This is a genomic window from Bradyrhizobium barranii subsp. apii (assembly GCF_011516635.5).
Classification (GTDB): Bacteria; Pseudomonadota; Alphaproteobacteria; order Rhizobiales; family Xanthobacteraceae; genus Bradyrhizobium; species Bradyrhizobium barranii.
This window is the reverse complement of record NZ_CP096255.1, coordinates 8,842,969-8,863,262: the sequence shown is the minus strand read 5'-3', so window position 1 is coordinate 8,863,262 and position 20,294 is coordinate 8,842,969. Positions and strand designations below refer to the sequence as shown.

Below are 20,294 nucleotides of genomic sequence, written 5' to 3'. Positions count from 1 at the left end.
TTTGCGGGGAGAGGGAGTTCTCTACCCCAACCCCGCACGCCGGAACCCCTCCAGATAGTGCTCGCGATCGGCGTCACTGGCCCAGGGCAGCTGCGTCGCGATCCAGTGCAGCGAGATGTTGGGCTGGGTACGGCGGAGTTCGCCCAGCGCCATCTCGGCCAGCGCGCAGTCGCCGGTCATGCCGGCGGACACCGCGAGCACGCGGTAGGCGCCGGTGAGGTCGCCGCGATGGCGGATCGCCTCGCGCGCCAGCGCGATCGCCTCGTCGTAATGCCGTTCGGTGAAGCGCGCATAGCCGGCAATGCCGTAATAGATCGCCAGCGACGGATCGCGCGGCGAGAGCCGGATCGCCCTCTGCGCCGCATCGAACGATTCCCCGGAACGACCGGCGTAGGACAGCGCCAGGGCGTAATAGCCCTGCGCCAGCGAGAAGTTCGGGTTGAGCGCGAGCGCCTGCTCGAACTCGGACAGCGCGTCGGAAAGCCTGCGCGTCGAGAAGAAGACGCTGCCGAGCGCGGCATGCGCCCAGGCATCCTCGTGGTCATGGCGCACCGCGGCGAGCGCGGCGGCCTCCGCGATCGGCACCGTCGTGGCAAGCTCCGCCCAGCCGAGATGGACGCCGAACATGTGGCTTGCCGCGAGCACCGACAGCGCCTGGCCGTAGTTCGAGTCGATCGAAATGGCGCGTTCGAGCAATGCCTGCGCAGCCTTGTGGTCCTGCTGCGTCACCCGCCAGTAATGCGACAGCGCGCGCATCAGCAGGTCCCAGGCATCGAGGCTCGCGGGCGGCTTGCGGTCGGCGCGAAAATTCTCGGCCGCATGGATCTGCGGCTCGATCGCCGCGACGATCGCGTTGGTGATGTCGTCCTGCACGGCGAATACGTCGACAAGCTCGCGGTCGTAGCGCTCGGCCCAGAGATGGCTGCCGGTGGTGGCGTCGTTGAGCTGCGCGGTGATGCGCACACGGTTGTCGACCTTGCGCACGCTGCCTTCGACGATGTAGCGGACGCCGAGCTCCTCGGCGATCTGCCTGATATGAACCGAGCGCCCCTTGTAGGTGAAGGACGAATTGCGGGCGATCACCATGAACCAGCGCTGCTTCGACAGCGCGGTGAGAATGTCCTCGCTGATCCCGTCGCCGAAATATTCCTGCGCGGGATCGCCGCTCATGTTCTCGAAGGCGAGCACCGCGATCGCCGGGCGGTCCGTCACGGCGCGCACCGGGGCAGGGCCGGGTTCCACCGGCGCGAGCGTCGCTGCCACATCTTCCCGGACTTCGCCGACGAAGCGAAAGCCCTTGCGCGGATCGTCTTGATCAGCCGCTGCGTCGCGCCGTCGTCGCCAAGCGCCTTGCGCGCGGCATTGATTCGGCTGTTCAGGGCGGAATCCGAGACGATCCGGTCGCTCCAGATCTGGCTGATCAGGTCATCCTTGCTGACCACACGGGCGCGTTGCAAGACCAGATAGAGCAGCAGATCGAACACTTGCGGCTGCAGCGGCACGGCTGCGCCGCTGCAGGTCAGTTCCCGCAGGTCGCCGTCGAGCACGTTGTTTTCAAAGAGAAATCGCACGTTTCTGTCGTCTCAAGCAAAAATCAAAGTGGTCTCAGGCGAAAATCAACCGTCCGCGAAAGTCAGGGGGTGTCCGATCCGGCATGGTGCGAACACTAAACAGTGCCGATGCCTCGGCACAACGGAGCGTTCTATGACCCAACTTGATCACCAGCTTCATTCCATCGGCCCGGAGGTTGCGGGCTCACGCATTTTCAAATTCATCGGCTTTCTGTACGGAATTGCGGCATATCTCGTGTTTTTCGTTACCATTCTCTACGCCATCGGCTTCGTCATGGGGCTGGTGGTGCCGAAGACCATCGACACCGGAACCGACACGCCGACGGCCGAAGCCGTCATCATCAATCTACTGCTGATGACGCTGTTCGCCGTTCAGCACAGCGTGATGGCGCGCAAGCAGTTCAAGGCGTGGTGGACGCAGTTCGTCCCCAAGCCGGTCGAGCGTTCGACCTACGTGCTGTTCGCGAGCCTGTCATTGCTGCTCCTGTTCTGGCAGTGGCGTCCGATGCCTGCAGTCGTATGGGATGTCGGAAACCCGGATCTCGCCGTGACGCTGGTCACGCTGTCCCTCGCGGGCTGGGTGCTGGTGTTCGCCTCGACCTTCATCATCAATCACTTCGAATTGTTCGGATTGCACCAGGTGACCAACCATCTCGTGGGCAATGAGGCGGCGCCGCCGCGCTTCAAGACGCCGTTGATCTACAAGTTCGTTCGTCATCCGATCTATCTCGGCTTCATCATCGCGTTCTGGGCGGCGCCGGTCATGACAGCGGGCCATCTGCTGTTCGCGGCCGTGACCACGCTCTACATCTTCGTCGGCATCGCGCTGGAGGAGCACGACCTCGTCGATCTCTTCGGCGACGAATACCGGCAGTACAAACAACGGGTGTCGATGCTTATTCCCTGGCGCAGATCGGTATAGCCGTAGCATCTTTCCGCCGCGTCCACCGAAAGGAGGACGCGCGGCGGAACCGAAGCGCGTAACGGACGTTGCCGGCCTCCAGCCTTCAACGTCCCTCGGGGTGATTCCCTCCGCTCCGACGCCTCTCCCCGCATCCGCCTTTGCCGGTTTATCGGCGAGCCGGAGCGGGGAGAGGAATTTCAACCTTCATCCGACGGAGACGACCCAATGAAACATGTCGGAAACTGCTTCTGTGGCGCGGTCACGATCGAGGTCACGGGCGAGCCGGCGGCGATGGGCTATTGCCATTGCCGCTCCTGCCGCTCGTGGTCGGGCGGACCGGTGAATGCCTTCAGCCTGTGGAAGCCGGAAGCCGTGCGCATCACCGAAGGCGCCCAGAACGTCGAGACCTTTGCCAAGACGCCGCTCAGCCAGCGCAAATATTGCAAGAAGTGCGGCGGTCATCTCATGACCAACCACCCGCCGCTCGACTTGATCGACGTCTTCACCGCCACCATCCCCACGCTCGCATTCACACCCGGTGTTCACGTCAACTACGCCGAGACGGTGCTGCCGATGCGCGATGGCCTGCCGAAACTGAAGGACTTTCCGGCCGAGTTCGGCGGCAGCGGCGAGATGATGCAGGAGTAGAGGTGCTCTTACCCTCCCCTGGAGGGGGAGGGTCGATCGCGCGAAGCGCGAGCGGGGTGGGGTGATCTCTCACACAGGCAGTCTTCGTTGTGGAGAGACCGTCACCCCACCCCGTCTCTCATCTTCGCTGCGCCCAGATACGAGCCGACCCACGGGCGAGCTACGCTCGTCCCGGACCCCTCCAGGGGAGGGTGAGCAGGGCCTACCTCATCCCCGCGCGCCGAAACCCCTGCAGATAGTGCTCGCGATCCTCTGCCCGCCGCATCGGCAGCTCGCGCGTGAGCCAGGCCAGCGAGATGCCGGGCTGGGTGCGTTGCAGGCCCCGCAGCGCGTACGCCGCGAGCTGAGGATCGCCCAACATGCCGGCGGCGGCCGTCAGCACGCGGTGGGCGCCGACGAAATCGGCGCGCTGCCGCATCGATTCCCGCGCCATCTGCACGGCGCCCTCATAGTTGCGGCCGATGAACTGGGCATAGGCGGCAACGCCGCAATAGATCGCCGCGAGCGGATCGCGCGGGCTCAGCCGCAGCGCGCGGCGTGCGGCGGCATCGCCGTCTCGCCATCTCCCGGCGTAGCACAGCGTCACGCCGTAGAAAGCGTGCGCCATCGCAAAATTCGGATTGAGTTGCAGCGTCAGCTCGAACTCAGCCAGCGCGTCGTCGAAGCGGCGGCGGAACAAATAAGTGTAAGCCAGACCGTGATGGGCCCAGGCGTCCTCGCGATCGGCTTCCACCGCCGCGAGCGCCGCGCGTTCGGCGACCGGCACGGTCATGGCCATGTCGGCCCAGCCCATATGCGCGCCGAAGATATGGCTGGTCGCGAGCAGGCCCAGCGCCTTGCCATAGGTGGGATCGATCGCGGTCGCCTGTTCCAGCAGTCCTTGCGCGACGGCGTTGTCCTCGTGCGTGATGCGCCAGTAATGCGATAGCGCCCGCATCACGAGGTCCCAGGCGTCGAGGCTGCCCGGCGGCTTCTGCTGGGCGCGAAAGCTTTCGGCGGTATAGAGCTGCGGCTCGATCGCGGCGACGATCGCCTCGGTGATCTCGTCCTGCACGGCGAAGATGTCGGCAAGCTCGCGGTCGTAACGCTCGGCCCAGAGATGGCTGCCGGTCGAGACGTCGTTGAGCTGCGCCGAGATGCGCAGGCGATCGCCGCTGCGCCGCACGCTGCCTTCGAGCACATAGCGGACGCCGAGCTCGCGCGCGACTTCGTGCATGTGCACGGCGCGGCCCTTGTAGACGAAGGAAGAGTTGCGGGCGACGACGAAGAACCAGCGCAGCTTCGACAGCGCCGTGATGATGTCCTCGCTGATGCCGTCGGAGAAATAGTCCTGCTCGCGGTCGCCGCTCATATTGGTGAAGGGCAGCACGGCGATCGCGGGACGGTCGGGCAGCGCGAGCGCCGCCTGGGCGACACGGCCCGGCTCCGGCAAGGCCGCGCCGCGCTGCGTCTGGACAGCGCCGACGAAACGAAAGCCCTTGCGCGCGATGGTGCGGATCAGCGCCTGGTTGGCTCCGCTGTCGCCGATCGCCTTGCGCGCCGCGTTGATCCGGCTGGTCAGGGTGGATTCGGAGACGCTGCGCCCGTGCCAGATCTTGTCGATCAGCTCATCCTTGCTGACCACCCGGTCGCGGTTCTCCATGAGGTGGACGACGAGGTCGAAGACCTGCGGCTCCACGGCCACGGGAACCTGCTCGCGGCTCAGCTCGCGCCGGTCGGTGTCGAGAAGGTGGTCCCGGAACATAAACTGCACGTCGAAAACTCAACCCTCGCAATGACATCAGGCAATGATGAAATCAGAATGGATTTCGACTCTAAGACTGTGAGTCCGCTGAGCGGCCTGCCGGGTTCACCACGATCGCGTGATGGCTGCTATGCCGTTTTCGGATAGGAATGCAACTTGAATGACTGTCGCGGGCTGCGCACTTAGCCCGATCTTGCTGCGCGCACAATTTATCCCGTCCCCCTGAAGTGGCCGCCTTGTCACGGCCCTCGAAGGGCGACGGCCCGGCTGCATCGCGGCCGCTCATCACTTCGAGGCCCTTCGTGCGCCGCTGCGCGTCGCACGCTTCGCATCTCAGGATGACGGGGTGATGGAGCGATGCGCCGTCGTAATGTCGTCCTACGGCATCGAATGTGTGGCGAGCCATGAATGTCCATTGCCGAACAGCGCGGCCCGCGTAAGCTGCTCTCCACACAAACACCAACCACGAAGAAACGCCCATGCCCGCTTTTCCCGCCTCGACGACCGTGCTCGATTCCATGCTGTTCCGCGACGCCTTCGGCACGCCCGAGATCCGCGAGGTGTTTTCCGATGTCGCGCTGGTCGGACGCTATGCCGAGGTCGAGGTGGCGCTGGCGAAGGCGGAGGCGAAGTGCGGCGTGATCCCGCAGGAAGCCGCCGACCAGATCGCGGCGCGGACCGACGTCGCCGCATTCGATTTCGATCTGCTGCGACAGGAGACCGACATCGTCGGCTATCCGATCCTGCCGCTGGTGCATCAGATGGTGAAGCAGTGCGGCGAGGCCGGCCGCTATGTGCATTGGGGCGCGACCACGCAGGACATCATGGATACCGCGGTGGTGCTGCAATTGCGCGCCGCGCTCGGGATCGTCGAGCGCGACATCGCCGAGCTGCGAAACATCCTCGCGGACCTCTCGAAGCGCTACCGCGACACGCCGATGGCCGGGCGCACCCATCTCCAGCAGGCGCTGCCGGTGACGTTCGGCTACAAGACCGCGATCTGGCTCGCGATGTTCGACCGCCACGCCGAGCGGCTCGTGCAATTGAAGCCGCGCGTGCTGGTCGGACAGTTCGCCGGCGCCGCCGGAACGCTGGCCTCGCTCGGCGGCAAGGGGTTCGAGGTGCAGGAGGCGCTCTGCGCCGAGCTCGAGCTCGGCGTTCCCGCCTCGACCTGGCACGTCGCGCGCGACGGCTTTGCCGAGGCCGTGAATTTCCTCGCGCTGGTCACAGGCTCGCTCGGCAAGATCGCGCTCGACATCATGATCATGGCCTCGACCGAGTTCGCCGAGGTCTACGAGCCCTTCGTCAAGGGCCGCGGCGCATCCTCGACCATGCCGCAGAAACGCAACCCGATCTCCTCGGAGCTGATGCTCGCGGCGTCCAAGGCGGTACGCCAGCATGCCGGTCTGATGCTGGATGCGATGGTGCAGGATTTCGAGCGCGCCACCGGGCCCTGGCATGCCGAATGGATGGCGATCCCGGAAAGCTTCGTGCTGACCGCCGGCGCGCTGCACCAGGCGAAGTTTGCGCTAGCAGGCCTCATCGTCGATGAAAGGAAGATGAACGACAATCTCGCCATCAGCCGCGGCCTGATCGTGGCCGAAGCGGTCATGATGGGGCTGGCGCCGCAGATCGGGCGGCAGGAGGCGCATGACGTGGTCTATGATGCCTGCCGGCTCGCCAATGAGAAGGGTCTGACGCTGGCGGACGCGCTCTCGTCCGACGCCCGCGTCTCCGTCAGGATCGACCGTGCCACGATCGAAGCGCTGACTTCACCGAAAAATTACCTCGGCCTTGCGCCTGCCATGGTCGACCGGGTGCTGAAATCGGCAACGCGTTGAAAACCAAAATGCGCGAAACTCCGTATCTCTCCGTGTCGCAAGGCGCTCGCGCACTTGCGCCTTGCGATGCTAGACTTAGATTGAACGGGAGAGCTTCGGCAGAGGACCCCGCATGATTGATCACCGCAATTCCGCCGTTCCCATCGATCCCGTGAAACTCGACCGGCTGGCCGAGGTGGCGGTGAAGGTGGGCCTGGGCTTGCGGCCGGGACAGGATCTGCTCTTGACGGCGCCCGCGATCGCGCTGCCGCTGGTGCGGCGGATCGCCGTGCACGCCTACAAGGCCGGCGCCGGTATCGTGACGCCGATCCTGTCGGATGAGGAGATGACGCTGGCGCGCTACCGCCACGGCCAGGACAACAGCTTCGATCGTGCCGCCAACTGGCTCTATGAGGGCATGGCCAAGGCGTTCTCCGACAACACCGCGCGGCTCGCCATCGTCGGCGACAATCCGATGCTGCTGTCCGGCGAAGATCCTTCCAAGGTGGCGCGCGCCAGCAAGGCCAATTCGATAGCCTATCAGCCGGCGCTGGAAAAAATCGTCAATTTCGACACCAACTGGAACATCATCGCCTATCCGAGCCCGTCATGGGCCAAACAGGTCTTCCCTGATGATCCCGAGGATGTTGCGATCGGCAAGCTGGCAGACGCGATCTTCGCGGCCTCCCGCGTCGACCGCGAGGATGCGATGGGCAATTGGGCGAGCCACAATGCGGTGCTGCGCGAGCGTACCAACTGGCTCAACGGCCAGCGTTTTCGCGCGCTGCAATATTCAGGTCCCGGCATCGACCTCTCCATCGGGCTGGCCGACGGACATGAGTGGGAGGGCGGCGCCTCGCTGTCCAAGAACGGCATCAGTTGCAACGCCAATATCCCGACCGAAGAGGTTTTCACCACGCCGCATTGCCGGCGCGTCTTTGGCCATGTCGTGAGCTCGAAGCCGCTGTCCTACCAGGGCACGCTGATCGACAACATCGCGGTGCGCTTCGAGGACGGCAGGATCGTCGACGCAAAGGCCTCGCGCGGCGCGGAGGTGCTGAACAAGGTGCTCGACACCGACGAAGGCGCGCGGCGTCTCGGCGAGGTGGCGCTGGTGCCGCATTCCTCGCCGATCTCGCAGAGCGGGCTGTTGTTCTACAACACGCTGTTCGACGAGAACGCGGCCTCGCACATCGCGCTCGGCCAGTGCTATTCGAAGTGCTTCGTCAACGGCGCGCAGCTGACGCCGCAGCAGATCGCCGCGCAAGGCGGCAACCAGAGCCTGATCCATATCGACTGGATGATCGGCTCTGCCGAGACCGACATCGACGGCATTCTCGCCGACGGCAGCAAGGTGCCGGTGTTCCGCAAGGGCGAGTGGGCGAAGTAGTCCGCTGCTGCTCGTCATGCCCGGGCTTGTCCCGGGCATCCACGTTCTTTGTGCCGCTAGGCGTGGATGGCCGGGACAAGCCCGGCCATGACGATGATGGTGGAAGGTTCAAGCCCCAGCGCTGGCGTCACGTGCTCTCACGCCGCCGCGTTGCGCAGCATCGGGTTGTTGTCGATGCTGAAGCGGTTGAACAGCGTCGTGAACGGGCTGCCGTCGGTGGCCCGCACGATGGCGTCGGACGTGGCGACCGCTTCGTAAAGCGCACCGATGGGATCGTCCGCCTCGGGCAGGTCGAGGCCGCCGCGAATTTCCTCGCGGGCCGCGTTGACGTCGTCCTCCTCGTCGAGTGTCGCCTCCAGCGCATCCGCCGCGCGCCGCATCTCCGCGAGATCGCCGCCGGCGGAGAATCTGAGGATGTCCAGCCAGTAGGGGCGGGCGACAACGAGCTGGATGAAGGCCTCGAACGTGCCGGCGATAATTCCTGCGCGGCCCTCCGATGAGACGTAGAGCACATTCCGCGACGGCAGCAGCACGAAGGTGCCGCCGGAGCCGTCGCTGCCGATCTGCCGGGGGTTTTCGACGCCATCGATGGTGAACCAGGGCTCCTCTTCAGCTGCGAAGGAAACATCGAGGCTGCCAAGCCAAGCGACGACCTCGCCTTGGGCTGTCAGAACCTCCGGGGTGAGGGGCATCGGTGTGGGCTCCTTCGCTGGTCACTTTCGCGCACTTTGTCGCACCCCGGAAAAGATGGGTTCATGTGCGCGAATTTGCAGGCAAATCCCGACGTTAACCTCGTCGCACTGCAACTTGCGGCTGATTGTCGGCGCCTGCGTAAGAAAGAATTAAAAACCGGCTACTAGCGTTCCAACATCTTTGGAAACAATCCGGGCCCAGACCCGGCCATACATATTTTATTCCCTGGGGAAGCAGATGTCGCCGTCATTGATTGAAATCAGTAGTTGCAACGTGGATCTCGAGCTGCGGCCGATCGAGCCGTCCTGGATTATCGAAGGCAATCCGGTTTCGCGCTCGCACATCCTGTCGACCAGCGCCGACGGCACCGCCTCGACCATCATCTGGCACTGCACCGAAGGGCGCTTCAACTGGTACTACGACATCGACGAGACGATCATGATCATGGAAGGATCGATCGTGCTCGAAAGCAACGGCATGCCGCCGAAGCGCTACGGCCCGGGCGACGTCATTTTCTTCCGCGACGGCGCGCATGCCAAATGGCATGTCGAAGGCCACGTCAAGAAGATCGCCTTCTGCCGCAATACCAATCCCGTGATAATCGGATTCCTGATCCGCGTCGTCAACAAGCTCAAGCGGATGTTCGTCTCCGCCGGCGAGCGCCGCCCCGCCTCGCTGTTGGGGGCTGGCTAGAGTTCAAACATATCCAGGGACGCTTCCCAGCGGCCACGACGGAAGAGGGGCCGGGACCAACATCCCGGCCCCTCTTCTCGTCATGACGGCAGTTCGAGCCGGTAGACATCGCTCGCCGTCTGCGAGAACAGCGCCGTCTTCTCGGCCTCGCTCAGGGGCGCGGCGATACGCTTGAACGCGTTGAAGATCACCTGGTAGCTGCACTGGCCCTTGTCCGGCGGGAAATTGCTCTCGAACATCGCGCGCTTGGGGCCGAACGCCTCGATGCAGGTCTCGACATAGGGCCGCCAGGCCGCGGCAAGCTCCTCCGATGACGGGGGCTTCGCGCGCAGATGGAAGTCATAGCCGAGCAGGCACATCGCGAGCCCGCCGAGCTTCACCGAGACGTTCCCGCACTTCGCGATCTCCTGGATCGAGGCGCGCCATTGCGGAAACACCTCTTCGCGCCGCCCGGCAAAGCGACCGACGCCGGCCGGCCCGCCGCAATGGTCGAGCACGATTTTGGTGTCGGGAAAGGCGCGCGCGAGTTCGGTCAGTTCGCCGATCTGCGGGTGAAACAGCCAGGCATCGAAGCTCAGATTCAGCGGTGCGAGGCAGGCAAAGCCTTTGCGGAAAGTCGGATCCCGCAACAACCCCTTCGGCCGGTTGGCATACATGCCGGCGACGACAGGGTCTTCGTCCCAGGCCGAGGAATGCCTGATGCCGCGGAAGCGGCCGTTGCCCGCCGCGATCTCGGCTTCCAGCACCGGCTTGGCGGCATCGCCCAGCAGCAGGTTCACGTGGCTGACGATGCCGGCGCAGATCGCGGCCGTGCCGTAGCCGCCGCTTGCGCTCATGGCGGCGACGCCGTTGGCGAACTCGACTTCGCCGACCGGCCGGAATGCCTCGGGCCCGTGCGCGCGATACATCGAACGGCAGTCGACATAGACGGTGGCGATGATGTTGTGCCCGGATGCGATATCGGCCGCCATCTCCTCGATCAGATAGCGCTGCCCGCGATTCCAGAGATGGTGATGAGGATCGACGATCGGCCGCAAGGGATCGATGATCTCCTCCTGATATTGCGCGAGCCAGTCCTCGCGCGGCTCGACGAATAGCCCGCTCGTGTTGGCGGGCACACCGCTTGCAGCCATCGGCATTCGCTCCCTTATGTTTTTTGTGGGGGGAGCCTAGCACCTCGTCTTCGCATCCAGCTGCGCGTGCTGCGCAACCGCACCCGTCATCGCAAGCACAGCGGCGCCGTCGCTAGCCCTTGCGCCGCTTCGCTCTCACATCGACCACAAGCCGCCAATCGGCGGCTGCCGGCTTCACTTCGCCGAGCCAATGGAAGGAATCATCGGTAATCTCTGTGAAACTCCAGCGTGTCAAGTCGCCCGCATCGGTCGTACCTTCCTGCACGATGTCCGCGCCGCGCGGACGACCGATCTGCTGGCGGAACACGCTACGACCGGGATCGAACCAGGAAATCCGCCATGCGGAAATGGAGGGGTCGTAAACGCGCAATGTCGTGCCGTACCAATTGCCGGCGATCGGAAATGCCGGCGCAGCCGCTGGGCGAGGGATGATCCAGACATCCTGAACGGCGCGTCCTTCCAGCACCCAGCCGAAATGGATTTCGCCGGGCGCCGTGTGCGTGGTTCCATCGGGGCTATGAGCGATGATCCCGGCATCCCAGTCACCGACGAAGCGGCCGTAGAGCTGGAGCGCCGCCGCGTGCTCGGGGTTCGGTCCGTCCGCGTGCAAAAGTCTGGCAAAGTCGGTCATGTCGATCTCCTGTCGCGAGGAGATCAGCACGACCGAACGGCAATCGACTTGGAGAAAATTGCGCGTCAGACGCCGTCGAGGATGATCACTGTCGGCGTCGTCGGCAGCGCGTCCCGCGACATCCGGAAGGAGCGCTCGCTGCGCCGGTCGATCTCGAACTGCCGGCCGATGAGGTGCATGAACTCGTCGAGCGGGGTGGCGAAGCGATGCATCGGCAGCACCACAGAGGCGCGCAGCCGCTTGGTGATCTCGGAGACGCCGTCGAGCGACATGGTGTAGGTGCCGTCGATCGGCACCATCACGATGTCGAGCCGCCCGATCTGGGCGAAATGGGTTTCGTCGAGCTTGTGGTGGAGATGGCCGATGCAGAGCCCGGCGACCTCGAAGATGAAGATCGAATTGCCGTCGCGGATCATGTCGGTGCCGGAATCGTCACCGAAATAGCGGCGGATGTCGGTCGTGACGTTGCGGATGAAGGTGTCGCCGATGCGCTCCGATACGATGGCCGGCTTGCCGTCCTCACCCCAGCCATGCAGCACATGGGGAATGCGCTTGTCGGGAAATAAAGAGTAGTGGGTGCTGTGCGCCCGGTTCATGGTGACGACATCGGGCAGACGTCCGACCTGGTAGGCGCCGCTGTAGTCGGTCGCGATGCGCAGGCCGCCGGGCGTGTCGATGAAATAGGTGGAATGGCCGGCATAGGTGATCTGGACTTCAGCCGAGCCTGCGGCCTGCCGGAAGGCGGCCGGAATTGCGCGGGGCATGGCGTTTGCCATCGCTAGGCATTCGCTCCGCTGAGGTGGCTGCTGAGCGAGAGCAGGAGAGAGGAATGCGCCGAACAGCGCCAGAGCCGCTGAAACCAGTCGCCGCATGGATCCGTCCCCGATGACTTCGGAAGAAGTCTAGCGTGCCATGCAGCGCGTGGCCAATAGGCCGCGATCAACAGCGCGTCAGTGTCGCAGCCTCACTCTCGCCGCGGGCTGAATTTCCAGGTGATGGCGATGAGGCCCGCGGTGATCAGGCCGCTGATGAGGCCGGCGATGGGGAGGGCGAGCAGCAGGGCTGCGCTGGCGGCCCAGCCGATCGAGGAGAAGGCTTCGGCAAAGGTCGCGAGCCGCGACGAGGTCTGGCGGCGGCGGAATTGGCTGCGCCGGGCCTGCACCCGGAACCAGAGCTGGATCGCAGTCGCGGATGCCGCGCTGATGATGACCGCACCGGCACTGACCGCGGCCTGGAACGGCGAGGCGAAGGCGAGTGCCGCGATCAGCGGGCAGAAGATGGCGGCGATGGCGATCAGCACCACCTCGATCTTGGCGCGGATGACGCTGGACGGCGTCAGCGGCGCGGTCGCGACCAGGTCGGGGGCGTCCTCGCCCGAGATCGTCAGCCAGGCGAGTCCGCCCGCGAGCTGTCCCGCCGCCATCACGATGACGGGTGTGATCAGCGTCAGCGCTGCGGAGCTGTCGGCAAAGTTGCGCCAAAGCAGCAGCGCCGGCGGCACCAAATAGAGCAGCTGCATCAGCGTCTGCGAGATCAGCCAGGGATCGCGCCAGAGCAGCGAAAATTCCTTGCGCCGCAGCGCTTGTTGCCGCGATCCGCCGCGGAACGGGCGCTGCTTCGCGGCCTTGCCGCCGGAGGCGCCGTAAGCGGCGGCATCGATTGCGGTATCGGCAAAGCGGTGCGAGAAGACCGCCATCACGCTGCCGAGTAGCACGAGCCCGAGCGCCAGGAGCAGCAGCAGCGCCTCGCTGTCGCCCATGGCCGCCCGCGCCGGCCACCACCAGATGCTGTCGACGTCGGGCGCGTAGGCGGCGAAGCTGCCCGAGGTCAGGATGGTGAAGCGCGACAGCGTGCCATAGGACATGATCGCGGCGACCTGGAGCGCGATCACGAAGCCGGCGCCGATCATCGCGGCGAGGACCTGGGCGACGAAGCGCGTGCGCGCCGGGCCGATCAGGCGGAACAGCAGGATGGTGATGGCGATCGCGATCGCCGCGGCCGAGAGGCCCATGGCGATGACGACGCCGAACGCCGCAAGCCAGCGCGCGCCGCCGCCGATCACCAGCACGTCGATGAACGGCGTCGAGAACAGCAGCGCCATCACGGTGACGGCCAGTGCGATCGCGGCGATGCGCACCGAGAACAGATTGGCCAGCATCGCGGGCGAGGACATGATCAGGTCGAGATCGGCGCGGGCGTAAAACACCCGCGTCACCGATTCGATCGCCTGCGACAGCATCAGCGTCCAGGCGAGAAAGATCGTCGCCGAGATCACGATCAGCGAGGATTTGTCGAGCGGCAGCTGCAGGTCGGCGAAGCGGCCGATCACAGCCCAGGCCGGTACGTGCAGCAGGGCCGCGAAGAACAGCAGGCCGATCATTGCTGCGCGCGCCCGCTTGCGCCGCCCGCCGGTCATCATGGCGAACCATTCGCGCCAGGCGAGCCGGAGCTCGTGGCGGGCAAACCAGGAGAGCGCGGTTGCCGAGCTCATGCGGCTTCCGGAAGCGTCACCAGCGCGATGAAGAGATCTTCCAGGCTGGTGTCGGCATGGCCGTTCTGCTGGCGCAGCTCGGTCAGCGTGCCCTCGGCGACCAGACGGCCCGAGGCGATCACGCCGATGCGGTCGGCCATGCGTTCGGCCACCTCAAGAATATGCGTGGTCATGATGACCGTGCAGCCGGCGCGGACGCGCTCGCTCAGCAGCCCCTTCACGTGGCGGGCGGAAACGGCATCGAGGCCGGTCAGCGGTTCGTCGAGGATGATGAGGCGGGGATCGTGCACCAGCGCGCCGGCGAGAGCGACCTTCTGGCGCATGCCCTTGGAAAAGCCTTCGCAGCGTTCGTGCCGGTGCGGCTCGAGCCCGAGCGAGGTCAGTAGGTCCTGCGCGACCGGTTCCGAGACCGACGGCGCGATGCCCCAGAGCCCGGCGACGAATTCGAGGTACTCAAGCGGCGTCAGCTTGTCGTAGATCATGGGCTCGTCGGAGACCCACGCCATCACCTGCTTGGCGGCGACGGGATTTGCGAGCGCATCGATGCCGAAGATCGAGACTGTGCCGGCGTCGGGCCGCAACAGGCCCGCGACCATGCGCAAAGTGGTGGTCTTGCCGGCGCCGTTGGGGCCGACCAGCGCATAGAATTCGCCGGCGTGAATGGTGAGATCGAGGCTGTCGACCGCCAGACGGTCAAAACGCTTCGTTAACCCCAGGACTTCCAGCGCCGATCTGTCCGGCTTCATGACGGCCACACCATCCGGTTTTGCATCGCTCGCGACCATGATCCCAAGATGTTTCGGCACCGTGAATCTACGGCCCACAAATTCCGCCATCCGGTTGCTACTAATGGCAAGTCACCGTTTGTTGACAGCGCTGGACGGTTCAGGCTGAATTGCCGCCGGGACAAATGGCGCTAACGCGGCGAAACGACCGCGTAGCGACTGGACACAAGATGCAGCAAGGCGGTCACGAAGAACCGCTGTTGTATCGGGAGGTTGCGCGGCGATGCTGGATTTCGTTCAGCAGCTGGTCAGCGGTGTTGCGCTCGGCTGCGTCTACGGCCTGATCGCGCTCGGCTTCGTGCTCGTCTACAAGGCCACCGAGGTCGTCAATTTCGCCCAGGGCGATTTGATGATGCTGGGCGGCTTCTTCGCCTTTACCTTCATCGGCATGATGGGACTGAACTACTGGATCGGCTTTGCCGGTGCGGTGGCGGCCATGGCGCTGTTCGGCATGCTGGCCGAGCGCGTGGTGGTGCGGCCGATCCTCGGCTATCCGCAATTCTCCATCATCATGGCCACCATCGGCCTCGGCTATTTCCTGCGCTCGGTCGCCGGGATGATCTGGGGCACCGACGATCTGAAGATCGAGACGCCGTTCAGCCACGGCGTGCTGCGCGTCGGCTCGCTGGTGCTGGCCTATGACAAGCTCTCGGTGATCGCCGCGACGATGATCCTGTGCGCGCTGCTCTGGCTGTTCTTCAACAAGACCGCGCTCGGCACAGCGATGCGCGCCAGTTCCGAGAACATGCTGGCGGCCTATTACATGGGCATCCCGGTCAAGCGCGTGGTGTCGGTGGTCTGGGCGATCAGCGCGGCGGTCGCGACCTGCGCCGGCGTGCTGCTGGCGCCGATCACGTTCATCCATTCCAATGTCGGCCTCGTGCTCGGCCTCAAGGCGTTTCCCGCCGCAGTCCTCGGCGGCTTCGGCTCGATCCCCGGCGCGGTCGTCGGCGGCGTGCTGATCGGCGTGATCGAGAGCATGGCCGGCTTCTATCTGGCGGAGGGCTGGAAGGACGTCGCGCCCTATCTCGTGCTGCTCGCCGTGCTCTTGCTCAAGCCTGAAGGCCTGTTCGGCCTTCACGTCCGCAAGAAGGTCTGAACGCCATGCGCTTCCTGTTCAAGACCGACTATGAGGACGACATCAAGCTGTTCCCGCATTCGGGCTATGTCGTCTCCTACGGCATCCTGCTCGCGCTGCTGCTGATCGCGCCCTATGTGCTCTCCAGCTATCTGATGAGCCAGCTCGTCTTCGTCTGCATCTACGCGACGGTCGGCGTCGGCCTTCTGATCCTGACCGGTTTTACCGGGCAAGCCTCGCTCGGCCACGCCGCGTTCCTCGCGATCGGCGCTTACACGGCGGCATACTTGCAGAAATATAACGTGCCGTTCCCGGTCTATTTCCTCGCTGCCGGTGCCCTGACCGGGTTGATCGGCGCGATGGTCGGCTTTCCCGCCCTGCGTCTGACCGGCATCTACCTCGTCATCGCCACCATCTCCTTTGCCCTGATCGTCGAGGAGATCCTGGCGCGCTGGGAGAGCGTCACCAACGGCAACGAGGGCATGCGGGTCAAGACCCTGTCGCTGCTCGGCGTCACGGTCCCGCGCGACAGCCCGACTTTCTATTTCCTCTGCCTGGCCGTGCTGGTGTTGACCATCGTCGGCACGCTCAATCTGCTGCGCTCGCCGACGGGGCGCGCCTTCGTCGCGATCCGCGACAGCGAGACCGCGGCGCGCAGCATGGGCGTCAACGTCGCGCTGTACAAGGTGAAGTCCTTTGCGATCTCGGCGGCGATCACCGGCTTTGCCGGCGTGCTGTTCGCGCACAAGCTCTCCTTCATCTCGCCGGAGATGTTCACGCTCCAGCTCTCGATCGAGTTCATCATCGTGATCCTGATCGGTGGCACCTTCAGCCTGCACGGCGCAGTGCTGGGCGCGATCTTCATCGTGATGATCGACCCGTTCCTGACCTATCTGAAGGACGACCTGCCCGGCATCATCGCCGGCATTGCCGCGACGTTCGGGGCGGGTCCGGCGACTGCGGGCAATATCCAGTCCAAGGTCGCGGCGTTCGCCTCGCTCAATGGGCTGAAGGGCGCGATCTACGGCATCATCATCGTCCTGTTCGTGCTGTTCGAGCCGCTCGGGCTCTACGGCCGCTGGCTCAAGATCAAGCTCTTCTTCCAGCTGTTTCCGCTCTACAAGCGCGCCACCTTCAAGCGTCAGAAGATCTACGTGAAGTCGGAGCGCAACCGATGAGCTATTTTCGCGCGGAGAACCTGTCGCTGCATTTCGGAGGACTAAAGGCGGTCGATGCGGTGTCCTTCGCGGTCGAGAAGGGCGAGATCCTCTCGATCATCGGACCGAACGGTGCCGGCAAGAGCTCGATCTTCAACCTGATCTCGCGGATCTACCGGCCGACCACGGGCCGCATCTTCTTCGAAGACCAGGACATCACGGAGCAGCCGCCCTACGACATCGCCAGGCTCGGCATCGCCCGCACCTTCCAGAACATCGAGCTGTTCGAGAACGCGACCGTGCTCTCCAACCTCCTGGTCGGCCGCCACCGTCACTCGACCACCCAGCTCTGGCAGGAACTGCTGTTCCTGCCCAGCGTGCGGGCGAACGAGAAGGTGCATCGCCGCAGGGTCGAGCAGGTGATCGAGTTCCTCGATCTCGAACCCTATCGCGACAAGCTGATCTCCGGCCTGCCCTACGGCGTGCGCAAGGTGATCGAGCTCGCACGCGCGCTGTGCTCGGAGCCGAAACTGATCCTGCTCGACGAGCCGTCCTCCGGACTGAATGTCGAGGAGACCGGCGACATGTCTTTCTGGATCCGCGACATGAAGAACGAGCTCGGTGTCACCGTGCTGATGGTCGAACACGACATGTCGCTGGTCAACCGCGTCTCCGATCGCGTCATCGCACTGAACTACGGTCGCGTGCTGGCGATGGGCTCGCCGGCCGAGGTGCAGCAGCATCCCGATGTCGTCGCCGCGTATCTGGGAGCCTGACGCATGGACGCCGCCGTCACGCCCGACATCATCCTGAAGCTCTCCAACATCGAGAGCTATTACGGGCCGATCATGGCGATCCGCGGCATCTCGCTGGAGGTGCCGCGCGGCCGCATCGTCACCCTGCTCGGCGCCAACGGCGCCGGCAAGACCACGGTGCTGAAGACGATCTCGGGCATTCTGGATCCGCAGAAGGGCACGATCGAATTCATGGGCAAGTCGATCCAGCGCATGGAGGCGGACCGGATCGTGCGGCTCGGCCTCAGTCATGTGCCGGAGGGGCGCGAGGTGTTCCCGTTTCTCTCGGTGCGCGAGAACCTGATGATGGGGGCGTATCCGCGCCGGGATCGTGATGGCGTCGCGGAGGATCTGGAGCGCGTCTACGGCTATTTCCCGCGTCTGAAGGAGCGCATCAACCAGCCGGCCGGCCAGCTTTCCGGCGGCGAGCAGCAGATGCTCGCGATCGGGCGTGCGCTGATGAACCGGCCGACCTTGCTGCTGCTCGACGAGCCCTCGCTGGGCCTGTCGCCGCTGCTGGTGAAGGAGATTTTCACCATCATCCGCCGCGTCAACGAGGAGCAGGGCATGTCGATCCTGCTGGTCGAGCAGAACGCCAAGGTGGCGCTGGAGACGGCGCATTACGGCTATGTGCTGGAGATCGGCCGCGTCGTGATGAACGACACCTGCGACCGCTTGATGCATTCCCAGGACATTCAGGAATTCTACCTTGGCGCCAAGGAGGCGGGCGCACGAGGCGAGCGTCGCTGGAAAAAGAAGAAGACTTGGCGCTAGAGCAAGGCGTTAAATGGATTGGCCCATCCGCAACGACAGACCGCCGGCAAGGCAGGCTGCGGAGGGGAGAGCGACAAGGAGGAGACGCGCATGGCCCGACCGGCGGTGCTGACGGTCGCTGATACGATCGCGAAGAGCTTCTTGCGCGCCGCCGAGACGCGGGGCGACAGGCCGGCCATCCGCGAGAAGAAATTCGGCATCTGGCAGCCGACCAGCTGGCGCGAGTGGCTGGAGATATCGAAGGAGATCGCCTACGCGCTTCACGCCTCCGGCTTCCGGTCCGGCGACGTCGCCTCCGTCATCGCCAATGCCGTGCCGGAATGGGTTCATGCCGACATGGGGATTTTGTGCGCCGGCGGCGTTTCCTCTGGAATCTATCCGACCGATGCATCGTCCCAGGTCGCATACCTGGTCAACGATTCCCGGACCAAGGTGATCTTTGCAGAGGACGAGGAGCAGCTCGACAAGGTGCTCGCCTGCCGCGCGCGCTGTCCGTCCCTGCAAAAGATCATCGTGTTCGACATGGAGGGCCTCAGCGGCTTCTTCGACGACATGGTGATGTCGCTCGACGAGTTCCGTGCGCTCGGCCGCACCCACATGGTCGGCCGTGAGGCGTTGTGGCAGGACATGATCGACAGCCGCAGCGCGGACGACCTTGTCATCCTCGTCTACACCTCGGGCACCACCGGCCCGCCCAAGGGCGCGATGCACGCCAACCGCAGCGTCACGCACCAGATGCGGCATGCCAACGATTTTATCTCGGCGCGAGAGGACGAAGACCGGCTGATCTTCCTTCCGCTCTGCCACGTCGCCGAGCGGGTCGCCGGCTACTACATCTCGGTCGCACTCGGCTCGGTGATGAATTTCGCCGAGAGCCCGGAGACGGTGCCGGACAATCTGCGCGAGGTGCAGCCGACCGTCTTCTTTGCGGTGCCTCGCATCTGGGAGAAGTTCTATTCCGCGATCACCATCGCGCTGAAGGACGCGACGCCGCTCCAGCAATGGGTCTATCGCCGCGCCATCAAGGTCGGCTATCGCATGGTCGATTGCCGGATCGAGGGCAGGGCGCCGCCGCTCTCGCTGCGCATCGCCAACGGCATCGCTTACCGGCTCGCGTTCCGCAACATCCGCCGCATGATGGGGCTCGACCGCTGCCGCATCGCGTTCACCGGCGCTGCGCCCATCGCGCCAGAGCTGATCCGCTGGTATCTCGCGCTCGGCATCGACATGCACGAGGTCTATGGCCAGACCGAGAACTGCGGCGTCGCGACCATGATGCCGGCGGAACGCATCAAGTTCGGCTCGGTCGGCACCGCCGTGTCCTGGGGAGAGGTCGCGCTGTCGCCCGATGGCGAGATCCTGATCAAGGGCGACTTCCTGTTCATGGGCTATCTGAATCAGCCCGAGAAGACCGCCGAGACCATCGACCATCGCGGCTGGCTGCACACCGGCGACGTCGGCACCATCGACAACGAAGGTTTTGTCCGCGTCACCGACCGGATGAAGGACATCATCATCACCTCCGGCGGAAAGAACGTCACGCCGTCCGAGATCGAGAACCAGCTCAAATTCTCGCCCTACATCTCGGATGCCGTGGTGATCGGCGACAAGCGGCCTTATCTCACCTGCCTCGTGATGATCGACCAGGAGAATGTCGAGAAGTTCGCCCAGGACCACGACATCCCCTTTACCAATTATGCGAGCCTGTGCCGCGCGGCGGAGATCCAGGACCTGATCTGGCGCGAGATCGAAGGCGTCAACGGAAATTTCGCCCGCGTCGAGACCATCAAGAGATTTTACCTGATCGAGCGGCAGTTGACCCCGGAGGACGAGGAGCTGACGCCGACCATGAAGCTGAAGCGCGGCTTCGTGAACAAGCGCTACGCTGCCGAGATCGAGGCGATGTATCGCCAGCGCGCGGTGGCGTGACGAGCCTGCCAGTTCGAGAAAGCGAAGGAGCTGTGGCCCCCGCCCTTCGCACCATACGG

17 protein-coding genes and 1 pseudogene are annotated in these 20,294 nt (G+C 64.6%); 10 read left to right on the top strand and 8 right to left on the bottom strand.

The features are described from left to right. Positions 1 to 21 precede the first annotated feature (21 nt). A pseudogene (locus HAP41_RS42425) lies at positions 22 to 1,571 on the bottom strand (winged helix-turn-helix domain-containing protein). A 133-nt stretch (positions 1,572 to 1,704) separates the two neighbouring features. Between HAP41_RS42425 and mddA the strand changes: the two are divergent. Together mddA and HAP41_RS42415 are read left to right on the top strand one after the other, a co-directional pair. Next, positions 1,705 to 2,493 carry a methanethiol S-methyltransferase gene (gene mddA, locus HAP41_RS42420; RefSeq protein WP_166077183.1) on the top strand — a complete coding sequence of 263 codons (789 nt, stop codon included), beginning with the start codon at positions 1,705 to 1,707 and terminating at the stop codon, positions 2,491 to 2,493. A 207-nt stretch (positions 2,494 to 2,700) separates the two neighbouring features. Next, positions 2,701 to 3,123, top strand: coding sequence for a GFA family protein (locus HAP41_RS42415; protein WP_028148676.1), 423 nt, complete (start codon positions 2,701 to 2,703; stop codon positions 3,121 to 3,123). Between the two features lie 202 nt (positions 3,124 to 3,325). Here the strand turns inward: HAP41_RS42415 and HAP41_RS42410 are convergent, their stop codons facing one another. Then, the gene (locus HAP41_RS42410) at positions 3,326 to 4,876 is read right to left on the bottom strand and encodes a winged helix-turn-helix domain-containing protein (RefSeq protein ID WP_166077222.1); all 1,551 of its coding nucleotides are present in this window, start codon (positions 4,874 to 4,876) and stop codon (positions 3,326 to 3,328) included. Positions 4,877 to 5,346: 470 nt separating this feature from the next. Here HAP41_RS42410 and pcaB point away from each other — a divergent pair, with 470 nt between their 5' ends. Next, positions 5,347 to 6,708: a 3-carboxy-cis,cis-muconate cycloisomerase gene (gene pcaB, locus HAP41_RS42405; RefSeq protein ID WP_166077232.1), complete on the top strand. Its 1,362-nt coding sequence runs from the start codon at positions 5,347 to 5,349 to the stop codon at positions 6,706 to 6,708. 112 nt (positions 6,709 to 6,820) lie between these two features. Further along, positions 6,821 to 8,077 (top strand): aminopeptidase, encoded by a 1,257-nt coding sequence (locus HAP41_RS42400; protein WP_166077245.1) that lies wholly within the window; start codon positions 6,821 to 6,823, stop codon positions 8,075 to 8,077. 137 nt (positions 8,078 to 8,214) lie between these two features. Here the strand turns inward: HAP41_RS42400 and HAP41_RS42395 are convergent, their stop codons facing one another. Then, positions 8,215 to 8,769, bottom strand: a complete 555-nt coding sequence (locus HAP41_RS42395; RefSeq protein WP_166077262.1) for a hypothetical protein — start codon at positions 8,767 to 8,769, stop codon at positions 8,215 to 8,217. Between the two features lie 238 nt (positions 8,770 to 9,007). Between HAP41_RS42395 and HAP41_RS42390 the strand changes: the two genes are divergently transcribed. Then, positions 9,008 to 9,463 carry a cupin domain-containing protein gene (locus HAP41_RS42390; protein WP_166077264.1) on the top strand — a complete coding sequence of 152 codons (456 nt, stop codon included), beginning with the start codon at positions 9,008 to 9,010 and terminating at the stop codon, positions 9,461 to 9,463. 80 nt (positions 9,464 to 9,543) lie between these two features. Here HAP41_RS42390 and HAP41_RS42385 read toward each other — a convergent pair whose 3' ends face one another. From HAP41_RS42385 to HAP41_RS42365, 5 genes are all read right to left on the bottom strand, one after another. Next, positions 9,544 to 10,596 (bottom strand): amidohydrolase family protein, encoded by a 1,053-nt coding sequence (locus HAP41_RS42385; protein ID WP_166077272.1) that lies wholly within the window; start codon positions 10,594 to 10,596, stop codon positions 9,544 to 9,546. A gap of 112 nt (positions 10,597 to 10,708) precedes the next feature. Further along, positions 10,709 to 11,227, bottom strand: a complete 519-nt coding sequence (locus HAP41_RS42380) for a hypothetical protein (protein WP_166077280.1) — start codon at positions 11,225 to 11,227, stop codon at positions 10,709 to 10,711. A 65-nt stretch (positions 11,228 to 11,292) separates the two neighbouring features. Then, complete coding sequence (locus HAP41_RS42375; RefSeq protein ID WP_166077284.1) at positions 11,293 to 12,099, bottom strand: MBL fold metallo-hydrolase; 807 nt, start codon at positions 12,097 to 12,099, stop codon at positions 11,293 to 11,295. A gap of 92 nt (positions 12,100 to 12,191) precedes the next feature. After that, positions 12,192 to 13,718 carry a permease gene (locus tag HAP41_RS42370; protein ID WP_166077370.1) on the bottom strand — a complete coding sequence of 509 codons (1,527 nt, stop codon included), beginning with the start codon at positions 13,716 to 13,718 and terminating at the stop codon, positions 12,192 to 12,194. Next, complete coding sequence (locus HAP41_RS42365; RefSeq protein WP_166077374.1) at positions 13,715 to 14,464, bottom strand: ABC transporter ATP-binding protein; 750 nt, start codon at positions 14,462 to 14,464, stop codon at positions 13,715 to 13,717. Before HAP41_RS42365 ends, HAP41_RS42370 begins: the two co-directional genes overlap by 4 nt. Before the next feature lie 262 nt (positions 14,465 to 14,726). Between HAP41_RS42365 and HAP41_RS42360 the strand changes: the two genes are divergently transcribed. The 5 genes from HAP41_RS42360 to HAP41_RS42340 all read left to right on the top strand — a co-directional run bounded on the left by HAP41_RS42360 (position 14,727) and on the right by HAP41_RS42340 (position 20,235). Further along, positions 14,727 to 15,602: a branched-chain amino acid ABC transporter permease gene (locus HAP41_RS42360; protein WP_166077389.1), complete on the top strand. Its 876-nt coding sequence runs from the start codon at positions 14,727 to 14,729 to the stop codon at positions 15,600 to 15,602. Positions 15,603 to 15,607: 5 nt separating this feature from the next. Further along, positions 15,608 to 16,759, top strand: coding sequence for a branched-chain amino acid ABC transporter permease (locus HAP41_RS42355; protein WP_028148665.1), 1,152 nt, complete (start codon positions 15,608 to 15,610; stop codon positions 16,757 to 16,759). Next, the gene (locus tag HAP41_RS42350; protein WP_071916857.1) at positions 16,756 to 17,514 is read left to right on the top strand and encodes an ABC transporter ATP-binding protein; all 759 of its coding nucleotides are present in this window, start codon (positions 16,756 to 16,758) and stop codon (positions 17,512 to 17,514) included. Before HAP41_RS42355 ends, HAP41_RS42350 begins: the two co-directional genes overlap by 4 nt. A gap of 3 nt (positions 17,515 to 17,517) precedes the next feature. After that, positions 17,518 to 18,306, top strand: coding sequence for an ABC transporter ATP-binding protein (locus HAP41_RS42345; RefSeq protein WP_166077418.1), 789 nt, complete (start codon positions 17,518 to 17,520; stop codon positions 18,304 to 18,306). Positions 18,307 to 18,396: 90 nt separating this feature from the next. Next, positions 18,397 to 20,235, top strand: a complete 1,839-nt coding sequence (locus tag HAP41_RS42340) for an AMP-dependent synthetase/ligase (protein WP_166077439.1) — start codon at positions 18,397 to 18,399, stop codon at positions 20,233 to 20,235. Positions 20,236 to 20,294 lie beyond the last annotated feature (59 nt).